This window comes from Variovorax sp. P4_B11, assembly GCF_056402355.1.
Genome location: NZ_JBFUHO010000113.1, coordinates 1 through 10,232, shown reverse-complemented (window position 1 = coordinate 10,232; position 10,232 = coordinate 1). Strand labels below are relative to the sequence as shown.

8 protein-coding genes and 1 pseudogene are annotated in these 10,232 nt (G+C 67.1%); all 9 read right to left on the bottom strand.

Annotated elements, in window-relative coordinates:
- The coding region (locus tag AC1DYD_RS40280) for an FmdB family zinc ribbon protein (protein ID WP_478178312.1) at positions 1–232 on the bottom strand (232 nt) is incomplete at its 3' end.
- Positions 233–321: 89 nt separating this feature from the next.
- Positions 322–1,887, bottom strand: a complete 1,566-nt coding sequence (gene ubiB / locus AC1DYD_RS40275; protein ID WP_478178311.1) for a ubiquinone biosynthesis regulatory protein kinase UbiB — start codon at positions 1,885–1,887, stop codon at positions 322–324.
- A complete protein-coding gene (locus tag AC1DYD_RS40270) occupies positions 1,884–2,435 on the bottom strand; it encodes a ubiquinone biosynthesis accessory factor UbiJ (protein WP_478178310.1) in 552 nt (183 codons plus the stop codon). Before AC1DYD_RS40270 ends, ubiB begins: the two co-directional genes overlap by 4 nt.
- Positions 2,436–2,724: 289 nt before the next feature.
- Positions 2,725–3,771: a Tim44 domain-containing protein gene (locus AC1DYD_RS40265; RefSeq protein ID WP_478178309.1), complete on the bottom strand. Its 1,047-nt coding sequence runs from the start codon at positions 3,769–3,771 to the stop codon at positions 2,725–2,727.
- A 28-nt stretch (positions 3,772–3,799) separates the two neighbouring features.
- The gene (gene ubiE, locus AC1DYD_RS40260; RefSeq protein WP_478178308.1) at positions 3,800–4,531 is read right to left on the bottom strand and encodes a bifunctional demethylmenaquinone methyltransferase/2-methoxy-6-polyprenyl-1,4-benzoquinol methylase UbiE; all 732 of its coding nucleotides are present in this window, start codon (positions 4,529–4,531) and stop codon (positions 3,800–3,802) included.
- Positions 4,532–4,601: 70 nt separating this feature from the next.
- Positions 4,602–5,033 (bottom strand): gamma-butyrobetaine hydroxylase family protein, encoded by a 432-nt coding sequence (locus AC1DYD_RS40255; protein ID WP_478178307.1) that lies wholly within the window; start codon positions 5,031–5,033, stop codon positions 4,602–4,604.
- Positions 5,033–5,470: an HIT family protein gene (locus AC1DYD_RS40250; RefSeq protein WP_478178313.1), complete on the bottom strand. Its 438-nt coding sequence runs from the start codon at positions 5,468–5,470 to the stop codon at positions 5,033–5,035. The genes AC1DYD_RS40255 and AC1DYD_RS40250 overlap by 1 nt, the downstream gene beginning before the upstream one ends.
- An 8-nt stretch (positions 5,471–5,478) precedes the next feature.
- The gene (locus tag AC1DYD_RS40245; RefSeq protein WP_478178306.1) at positions 5,479–9,372 is read right to left on the bottom strand and encodes a DUF3683 domain-containing protein; all 3,894 of its coding nucleotides are present in this window, start codon (positions 9,370–9,372) and stop codon (positions 5,479–5,481) included.
- A gap of 189 nt (positions 9,373–9,561) precedes the next feature.
- Positions 9,562–10,232: pseudogene (locus AC1DYD_RS40240) on the bottom strand (hypothetical protein); the annotation flags it as partial.

Below are 10,232 nucleotides of genomic sequence, written 5' to 3'. Positions count from 1 at the left end.
GCGCCGGGCTGGCGACCGTCTTGTCGCCGCCGTCGGCGCCCTTCTTGCCGCCATCGCGGAAATCGGTCACGTACCAGCCCGAGCCCTTGAGCTGGAAGCCGGCGGCCGTGAGCTGCTTGCTGAACGCACTCGCGCCGCAAGCCGGGCACTCCGAGAGCGGCGCATCGGACATTTTCTGCAGCACGTCCTTGGCAAAGCCGCAGGCGCTGCACTTGTAGGCGTAGATAGGCATGGGATTGGAAGCGAGAGGAGCGGCCGGCGGCCGCTCGCAAAGCCCTCGATTATAAGGCTGCCCCCTGCCCCGCGCGCCGGCCGCGGATCTCAGAACAGACGCACGCGCACCAGCACCTGCATCGCGATCAGTCCCAGCACGAAGCCCAGCCCCCCGTAGATGATCGCCTGCAACAACCGGTTGGTGCGCTTCTGGGCGGCCAGCAGCTCCAGCAGCTCGTGGCGATGGTCTGCCGGTCGATTTTCCAGGAAATCGTGCATCAGTCGAGGCAGCTGCGGCAACAGCTTCGCGTAGCGCGGCGCCTCGGCGCGCAGCTGCTCGAGCAGCTTGCGCGGGCCGATCTGGTCGGTCATCCACTTCTCGAGGAAGGGCTTGGCCGTGTGCCAGAGGTCCAGCTCGGGATCGAGCTGGCGGCCCAGCCCCTCGATGTTGAGCAAGGTCTTCTGCAGCAGCACCAGCTGCGGCTGGATCTCGACATGGAAGCGGCGCGAGGTCTGGAACAGGCGCATCAGCACCATGCCGAGCGAGATCTCCTTCAGCGGGCGGTCGAAGTAGGGCTCGCAGACGGTGCGGATCGCCGCCTCGAGTTCGTCGATGCGGGTGCCGTGAGGCACCCAGCCGCTCTCGAGGTGCAACTCGGCCACGCGCTTGTAGTCGCGGCGGAAGAAAGCCACGAAGTTCTGCGCCAGGTATTCCTTGTCCGACTCGGTCAGCGTGCCGATGATGCCGAAGTCGAGCGAGACATAGCGCCCGAAGCTTTCTGGCTCCAGGCTGACCTGGATGTTGCCGGGATGCATGTCGGCGTGGAAGAAGCCATCGCGGAAGACCTGGGTGAAGAAGATCGTGACGCCGTCGCGCGCCAGCTTCGGGATGTCGACGCCGGCCGCGCGAAGACGGTCGAGTTGCGCGATCGGCACGCCCTTCATGCGCTCCATCACCATCACCTCGGGATGGCAGAAGTCCCAGTACATCTCGGGAATCAGCACCAGCTTGAGCTTCTCCATGTTGCGCCGGAGCTGGGCCGAATTGGCCGCCTCGCGCACCAGGTCGAGCTCGTCGTGCAGGTACTTGTCGAACTCGGCCACGACCTCGCGCGGCTTCAGGCGCTTGCCATCGGCCGACAGGCCCTCGACCCAGCCGGCCATCATCGCCATCAACGCGAGGTCCTTCTCGATCACGTCGCGCATGCCCGGGCGCAGCACCTTGACCGCCGCCTCGCGCACCGAGCCGTCGGCCAGGCGCACCGTGGCGAAATGCACCTGCGCGATCGACGCGCTGGCCACCGGCGTCTCGTCGAACTGCACGAAGATGTCGCTCACCGGGCGCCGGAACGCACGCTCGATGGTCGCGATCGCGACCTTGGAAGGGAACGGCGGCACCCGGTCCTGCAGCCAGGCCAGCTCGTCGGCGATGTCGGGCGGCAGCAGGTCGCGCCGGGTCGACAGCACCTGGCCGAACTTGACGAAGATCGGGCCCAGCCGCTCGAGCGCCTCGCGCAGCCGCTGGCCGCGCGGCGCATCGAGATTGCGACCGACCGAGACGATGCGGGCCACCACCCGCAGCCAGGGCTTCTGGAAGCTCGTGAGGACGAGTTCGTCGAGGCCGTAGCGCAGTGCGACCCAGACGATGAAGACGCCGCGGTAGATCCGCCTCATTCGGCTGCAGGCCCGCCGGACTTGCCCGGACGCTGGCCGACGAACTGCCTCAGCGCCTCCACCACGCGGCGGGCGCCGCTGGCGATGGTGTGCGCCGGCACGTCGCCGATGGCCCGCGCCAGATCGTCCTCGACATCCCAGCGCACATGGTCGACCAGCCAGTTGACCTCGGCGGCCAGCTGCACGTCGCCCTCGATGCGAACCGCGGGCTTCTCGCCCTTGAAGGCGGCGCTGGCGAGGCCGAAAGGCGACGCCTCGGTGACAGCCAGCGTGAGTTCGGAAGCGGCGCCTTCAGGCGCGAGGTCGAGCAGGCCGGCTGGCGTCGGGACGAACTGCATCGTCACAAAGCGCCACTCGAACTTCACCACACGGCCCTGCAGCCGCAACAAGCGCTGCTGGGCTTCGGGTTCCTGCTGGAGCACGTGATTGAGAAAGAGCACCGCACGGTGCTGGATCTCGTGGACCGCCCAAGGGGGCGGCTGCAGGCGACTGCCGACGCGGTTGGCGAGGTCTTCCAGAAAGGCAAATGGGGACGATGGTGTAACCATCTCCGTATTATCAACTCGCCCCCAGGTTGCCCGCACTTCGTGTCCGGCGCCCACCCCCTACCGGGGGCAACACCAGCGGCCCGGCGAAGCCGGTTCCGCGGTGTTCCACCAACGGGCCTGGCTGCGCCGGCCGATAGAAGAGAGGCGCCGTGTTTGTTTGTTCTCCGGCGGCGCGCAGCGCACGCCTGTTCGTGGGCAGCCGCGGAACCGGCTTCGCCGGGCCGCTGGCTGCGCCCCCGGTAGGGGGTGGGCGCCCGGACACGAAGTGCGGGCAACCTGGGGGCGAGCCTTACTGCAATGCCTGGACGCCCGCCACGAGCCAGCCGCTGCTGCCCTTGGTGTCCTTGGTCATGTTCCAGACCTCGCGGAACGGGCTCGGGCCGGCCGACACGTCCTCGCGGATCATCCCGGAGAACTCGACGCTCGCCAGGTAGGCATCGGGCAGTTCCTCGATGCCGAGCAGCTTGGCATCGAGCATGACGACCTCGGTCTTGTTCGGCTGGCCACCGGTGTGGGTCTCGCGCTCGGCGAGTTGCTGGCGGATCTCGCCGACCATACCGTCGGTCATCATCGAGCGCAGCGTGCCGATGTCGGCGCGGTCCCAGGCATCCTGCAAGGTCACGAAGTTGCGCTTGGCCGCCGTCAGGAAGCCGTCGGTGTCGAAGCCGGCGGGAATGCCCCACGATTGCGGTCCGGCCAGCGCCGAGCCGATCATGCTGCCGCCCGCAGCGGCGGCACCGGCCATCGACGAGCCGCCCGTGCGGTCGGCCGGATGCTCGGGCAGGGACGCGCTGGGCTCGAAGGCGATGGCATTGCTCTCCCATGGCCGCGCCGAGGCATCGTTGCCGACGTTGCGAGGGCTGTACTGCGGCGGCGCCGTGGCATCCGCCGGGCTGCCCGCACCCTGGAAGGCGAAGCCACCGGCGCGCGGCGACGCAGCGGCACGCGAACGGGCCGAGAAGATGCGCCACACGACGACGGCCGCCAGCACCAGCAGACCGATCAGCAGGATGTTGCCGAAGGCGGCACCGAGGCCGAGCGAATGGGCCAGCCAGGCCAGACCCAGGCCGGCCGCGAGACCGCCGAGCATTCCGGCCCAGGGCCGCTTCGGTGCAGCCGCAGCCGGCGCCGCGGTCGCAGGATTGGCAGCGGTATTGGTCGCGCTCTGCGCCGGCGCGCCCGGGGTCGTGGGGGAGGCAGGCGGCGTGGCCTGGCGCTGCGTCACGTTGCTGGACTGCTTGCCGATCGAGCGACCGCCACCCATGCGGGCGGCACTGGCGTCGATGCTCACGACAGCCAAGGCGCACACCAACAACCAGGAACCCAAATTCTTCATGACGTCTCCTCAACGGCCAAAAACAGCTTCAACACTTGATTCCAACATGCAGGGCGACCACGCCGCCCGTCATGTTGTGATAGTCCACATGACCAAAACCGCCCTCCTTCATGAGGGTCTTGAGATCTTCCTGGGACGGATGCATGCGAATCGACTCGGCCAGATAGCGGTAGCTGGCATCGTCTCCGGCCACCACCTTGCCGAGACGCGGCAGCACGCTGAACGAATACCAGTCGTAGGCCTTCTGCAGCGGCTTGGCAACCTTGGAGAACTCGAGCACCAGCAACCTGCCGCGCGGCTTCAGCACGCGGTTCATTTCTTTCAGCGCGACGTCCTTGTGGGTCATGTTGCGCAGCCCGAAGGCGACCGTCACGACGTCGAAATGGTTGTCGGGGAAAGGCAGCTTCTCGGCATCGCAGACCAGCGTCGGCAAGGCGACGCCGGCATCGAGCAGGCGGTCGCGGCCGGTGCGCAGCATGGCTTCATTGATGTCGGTGTGAACCACCTCGCCGCTGGCGCCCACCTTCTTGGCGAAGGCCAAAGCCAGGTCGCCCGTGCCGCCGGCGATGTCCAGCACCTTCGAGCCCTCGCCGACGTTGGCGACCATCACCGTGTAGGCCTTCCAGGCACGGTGAAGGCCCATCGACATCAGGTCGTTCATGAGGTCGTAGCGCGAGGCGACCGAATCGAAGACCCCGCGCACGCGCTTGGCCTTGTCGCTTTCGTCGACCGATTCGAATCCGAAATGGGTGGTGCTCATAGCCCCGATGTTAGGCCGGAAGCGTTCACATCAACCCGGATATCCCGCAAGGATGCCGGAATTTCGTTGCTCAATGACTGCCGCAGGCGTGCCCACCGTGGCCGGAAGCGGCCGACTTTTCGGCCATGGGTGCGTCGCGATCGACGCCCGCCGCGGCAAGGCGGCGCTCGTACTCGGCCCACAGCTCGGCCTCCCGGGCACCGAGGTCATACAGCAGGTCCCAGGAATAGATCCCGGTGTCGTGGCCATCGCTGAAAGTCGGCTGGACCGCATAGTTGCCGACCGGCTGCAGGTCGACCAGGTCGACCTCGCGCTTGCCGGTCTGCAACACCTCCTGGCCGGGTCCATGGCCCTGCACCTCCGCCGAGGGCGAGTAGATGCGCATCAGCTCGAACGGGATGCGAAAGACCGCGCCGTCGGAAAATCCGACTTCGAGCACGCGCGACTGTCCGTGCACCGTGATCGACTGGGGCGTCGGTGCGCCCGCCTGCAAACCTGCCATCAGAAACTCCTTGTCGCCAGACGCCGGATCATCTCGCGTTCCAGCGCCGGCAGTTGATGCTCGACCGCCTGCTCGCGCTGCGGGTCGGCCGCGCGCCGGGCCTCGGCCCACACGGGCGAGGGAAAGCGGCTGTCCCATTCGAAACGCGCGACCACGTGCCAATGCAGGTGAGGCACCATGTTGCCGAGCGCGGCCAGGTTGATCTTGACCGGCGCCAGCGCATCGCGCAGGCACTGCTCCACCACCGCCACGGCCTCCATGCACAGGGCACGGTCGATCGGCGCCAGGTCGGACCACTCGGCCACATGGTCGGTCCAAACCACCCGGTAGAAGGCCGGGAAGCCCGCTTCGACCGCATGGATGACGCGCAGCCTCGCGCCCAGGAAGACCAGCCGGCCGCCCGTCGCATCGCACAGCGGGCAACCCGCCACGAGCATCGGCGCGCTCACACCAGCACGCGTTCGATGCCGCCCTGGTTGGCGGCGGCCACGTACGCCGGCATCCAGTCGGCGCCGAGGATCTTGTTGGCCATCTCGACCACGATGTAGTCGGCTTCGAGCAGGCCGTTGTTCAGGTCGTTGCCGTAGCGGCTCAGGCCCTGCAGGCAGCTCGGGCAGCTGGTGAGGATCTTGACGTTGGCCTGCGGCGCAACCTTGCCGGCATCGCGCAGCGCGGCCTCGCCCTTCTTCAGTTCCTCTTCCTTGCGGAAGCGGATCTGCGTCGAGATGTCCGGACGGGTCACGCCGAGCGTGCCGGATTCGCCGCAGCAGCGGTCGTTCTTGAGCACGTTGTCGCCGACCAGCGCCTTCACGGTCTTCATGGGATCCTGCAGCTTCATGGGCGTGTGGCAGGGGTCGTGGTAGAGGTAGCCGCCGCCCGCACCCGCGGAGTCCGCCAGGGTGATCCCCTTCTCGAGCAGATACTCGTGGATGTCGATGATCCGGCAGCCCGGGAAGATCTTGTCGAACTGGTAGCCCTGCAACTGGTCGTAGCAGGTCCCGCAGCTCACCACGACGGTCTTGATGTCGAGGTAGTTCAGCGTGTTGGCGACGCGGTGGAAGAGCACCCGGTTGTCGGTGATCATCTTGTCGGCGCGGTCGAACTGTCCGCTGCCGCGCTGGGGATAGCCGCAGCACAGGTAGCCCGGGGGCAGCACGGTCTGGACGCCGGCATGCCACAGCATCGCCTGCGTGGCCAGGCCCACCTGCGAGAACAGGCGCTCCGAACCGCAACCTGGGAAATAGAACACGGCCTCGGTCTCGGGTGTGGTCGCCTGCGGATTGCGGATGATCGGCACGTAGTCGGCGTCCTCGATGTCGAGCAGCGCACGCGCCGTCTTCTTGGGCAAGCCACCGGGCATCTTCTTGTTGATGAAGTGGATCACCTGCTCCTTGATCGGCGCCGGACCCAGCGTCGCCGGCGGAGCGGCGGTCTGTTTCTTCGCCAACCCGCGCAGCAGGTCGTTGGCCATGCGCTGGGCCTTGAAGCCGATGCCGACCATGCCGGCGCGCATCATCTTGATGGTCTGCGGGTTGGTCGCGTTGAGAAAGAACATCGCCGCCGCATTGCCGGGACGGAAGGACTTCTGCCCCATCTTGCGCAGCAGGTTGCGCATGTTCATCGAGACATCGCCGAAGTCGATGTTGACCGGGCACGGCGTCAGGCACTTGTGGCACACGGTGCAATGGTCGGCCACGTCCTCGAACTCCTCCCAGTGCTTGATGCTGATGCCGCGCCGGGTCTGCTCCTCGTACAGGAAGGCCTCGACCAGCAGCGAGGTCGCGAGGATCTTGTTGCGCGGCGAATAGAGCAGGTTGGCGCGCGGCACGTGGGTGGCACACACCGGCTTGCACTTGCCGCAGCGCAGGCAGTCCTTGACGCTGTCGGCGATGGCGCCGATGTCGCTCTGCTGCATGATGAGCGACTCGTGCCCCATCAGGCCGAAGCTCGGCGTGTAGGCGTTGGTCAGGTCGGAATGCAGCGCACGGCCGTCCGGGCCGGCGTGCTCGCTGCCGCGCAGCAGCTTGCCCTTGTTGAAGCGGCCCTCGGGGTCGACCTTCTTCTTGTAGTCGGTGAAGGGCTGCAGCTCGGCGTCGCTCAGGAACTCGAGCTTCGTGATGCCGATGCCGTGCTCGCCCGAAATCACGCCGTCGAGGCTGCGCGCCAGCGCCATGATGCGCACGACCGCCGCGTGGGCGGACTGCAGCATCTCGTAGTTGTCGCTGTTGACCGGGATGTTGGTGTGCACATTGCCATCGCCGGCGTGCATGTGCAGCGCGATCCAGACCCGGCCCTTGAGGATGCGCTGGTGGATCTCCCTGCACTCCGCCAGGATCGGCACGAACTCGGCGCCGGTGAAGATCGCCGCCAGTGGCTCGCGCAGCTGCGTCTTCCAGCTCGCCCGCAGCGAATGGTCCTGCAGTTGCGGGAACAGCGCCGGAACCTGATCGAGCCAGCCCTGCCACAGGGCTCTCACCTCGCTCACCAGCGCCAGCGCCTCGGAAACGCGGCCTTCCAGTACCTCGGCCGCGGGGATGTCGTTGGCATCCTCGCGCATGCCCAGCGGCAGGTTGCCGCGCGCGAGGAAGTCCTCGAGCGCATCGGCCAGCGCGATCTTGTTCTGCAACGACAGCTCGATGTTGATGCGCTCGATGCCGTCGGTGTATTCGGCCATCCGCGGCAGCGGGATCACCACGTCCTCATTGATCTTGAAGGCGTTGGTGTGCCTGCTGATGGCGGCGGTGCGCTTGCGGTCGAGCCAGAATTTCTTGCGCGCCTCAGGGCTGATCGCGATGAAGCCCTCGCCGCTGCGCGAGTTGGCGATGCGCACCACCTCGGAGGTCACGCGCGCCACGGTGTCGGCGTCGTCGCCGGCGATGTCGCCGAACAGCGCCATCTTCGGCAGACCGCCATGGCGCTTGGACTTGGTCGCGTAGCCGACCGCCTTGAGATAGCGGTCGTCGAGGTGCTCCAGGCCCGCAAGCAGCACGCCCGAGCGCTTCTGCTCGGCGAACATGAAGTCCTTGATCTCGACGATGCTGGGCACCGCATCCTTGGCATTGCCGAAGAACTCGAGGCAGACCGTGCGCGTGTGGGCCGGCATGCGGTGCACGATCCAGCGGCAGCTGGTGATCAGGCCGTCGCAGCCTTCCTTCTGGATGCCGGGCAGGCCCGACAGGAACTTGTCGGTCACATCCTTGCCGAGGCCTTCCTTGCGGAAGGTCTTGCCGGGGATCTCGAGCCGCTCGGCGCGCAGCGCGGTCTTGCCGTCGGCGGCGAAGTACTGGAGCTCGAACAGCGCGCTGTCGGCGTCATGGATCTTGCCGAGGTTGTGGCCGACCCGGCTGACCTCGAGCCACTCGGCGTCCGGCGTCACCATCCGCCACGAGGCCAGGTTGTCGAGCGCGGTGCCCCACAGCACCGCCTTCTTGCCGCCGGCGTTCATCGCCACGTTGCCGCCGACGCAGGAGGCCTCGGCGGAGGTCGGGTCGACCGCGAACACGAAGCCGGCGCGCTCGGCCGCATCGGCCACGCGCTGGGTCACCACCCCGGCCTCGGTCCAGATGGTCGGCACCGGGGCCTCGAGGCCTGGCAGCGCGCGCATCTCGACTTCGGTCATGGCCTCGAGCTTCTCGGTGTTGATGACCGCGCTGTTCCAGGTCAGCGGGATCGCGCCGCCGGTGTAGCCGGTGCCGCCGCCGCGCGGCACGATGGTCAGTCCGAGCTCGATGCAGCCCTTGACCAGGCCGGCCATCTCGGCCTCGGTGTCGGGCGTCAGCACGACAAAGGGGTATTCGACGCGCCAGTCGGTGGCGTCGGTCACGTGCGACACGCGCGACAGGCCGTCGAACTTGATGTTGTCCTTGGCGGTGAGCCGGCGCAGTTCGCGCGTGGCCTTGCGCCGCAGGGCCGCGATCTCGCGGAACATGGCGTCGAAGGAAGCCACGGCCTGCGCCACCAGACCGGTCAGTTCGCCGACGGAAACGTCGCGCTGGGCGTCGCTGTCGGGCGTGCGCCGCTTCTCGACTTCGCCCAGGCGGTGCTTGAGCGCTTCCACCAATTGGCTGCGGCGGCGCGGGTTGTCCAGCAGGTCGTCGACCAGGTAGGGGTTGCGCTGAACGACCCAGATATCGCCCAGCACCTCGTACAGCATGCGGGCCGAGCGGCCGGTCCGGCGTTCGGAGCGCAGGCTCTGGAGCAGGTCCCAGCCGCGCTCGCCCAGCAGGCGAATCACGATCTCGCGGTCGGAAAAACTGGTGTAGTTGTAGGGGATCTCACGCAGTCGCGCAGGCTCTGCGGCCTGCGACAACAACGCCGTCAACGCGGTCGGAGCATTCATCGGGGAGTCGCCTCGGTCGGGCGCTGCGCGCCCACGAACCAGGGGGGCGAATTTTAAGTCAGGCCGATGGCCCATGCTGGCGCGCGGGCACCCGGGGCCCGTTCCGATCTGCCCGCAAGCGCTGAATCGACAAAAAAAACGGCCCGCTTGAAGCGGGCCGTCGTGGATCGAGCTGCGAACTGCGTCAGGTCATGGCACGTTCGCGCCCGTCACCTGGTAGGCCTTGCCGGGCAACGCAAACGCACCGCCGAGCTCGAAAGCCTGGGACATGCCGCAGCCGTTCGGCGGCTGACAGGCGCTGCCCGAGGTCGTGTTGGTGTGGAATATGACCGGCCCATAGCGGTAGTTCAACGCCTGCTTGCCCTCATAGTCCGCCACCGTCAGGACGTAGGCTTCGGTGCCATGGTTGTCGGCATCCTCAGCCCACACCGGGTCCTTGAGCCGCGAATCCTGCAACTCGCGACGGATCGAGCCGCTGTTGTTGTCGGTGTTGAAGTGCACCCACTGGAGCTTCTTGTCGCCGCGCGACACCACCATCACGTTGTTGTTCAACGTACCGATATCGGTGCGCTCGGCGGGATCGTGCTTCACATAGGCCAGCGCCGTCGGGTTCTTGCCGATCGCGACCGAGCCCTTGAGCGCGATGTCGGTCGGAACCGCAGAACCGTTGAAGGCGTAGTTGCCGAGGCTGTAGATCTGCAGGCTGCCGTCTTCGGTCGCGATCCAGGCACGCTGCGTCGAGTACAGGCTTGCCTTCACCGCGGTCGGTCGCTTGCCGAGGTCGACCGTCTTGATGACAGTCGGCTTCTGTGTCGACGCCTGGTCGAAGGTGAACGGCCACTGGTTGGCCGCTTGGCCGC

What these genes read in the sequence shown, in the direction of transcription:
- AC1DYD_RS40255 (WP_478178307.1), bottom strand. Translation starts at nt 5,033, where the DNA reads ATGGCAGGTTTGCAGGCGGGCGCACCGACGCCCCAGTCGATCACGGTG.
- ubiE (WP_478178308.1), bottom strand. Translation starts at nt 4,531, where the DNA reads ATGAGCACCACCCATTTCGGATTCGAATCGGTCGACGAAAGCGACAAG.
- AC1DYD_RS40270 (WP_478178310.1), bottom strand. Translation starts at nt 2,435, where the DNA reads ATGGTTACACCATCGTCCCCATTTGCCTTTCTGGAAGACCTCGCCAAC.
- AC1DYD_RS40250 (WP_478178313.1), bottom strand. Translation starts at nt 5,470, where the DNA reads ATGCTCGTGGCGGGTTGCCCGCTGTGCGATGCGACGGGCGGCCGGCTG.
- ubiB (WP_478178311.1), bottom strand. Translation starts at nt 1,887, where the DNA reads ATGAGGCGGATCTACCGCGGCGTCTTCATCGTCTGGGTCGCACTGCGC.
- AC1DYD_RS40265 (WP_478178309.1), bottom strand. Translation starts at nt 3,771, where the DNA reads ATGAAGAATTTGGGTTCCTGGTTGTTGGTGTGCGCCTTGGCTGTCGTG.
- AC1DYD_RS40245 (WP_478178306.1), bottom strand. Translation starts at nt 9,372, where the DNA reads ATGAATGCTCCGACCGCGTTGACGGCGTTGTTGTCGCAGGCCGCAGAG.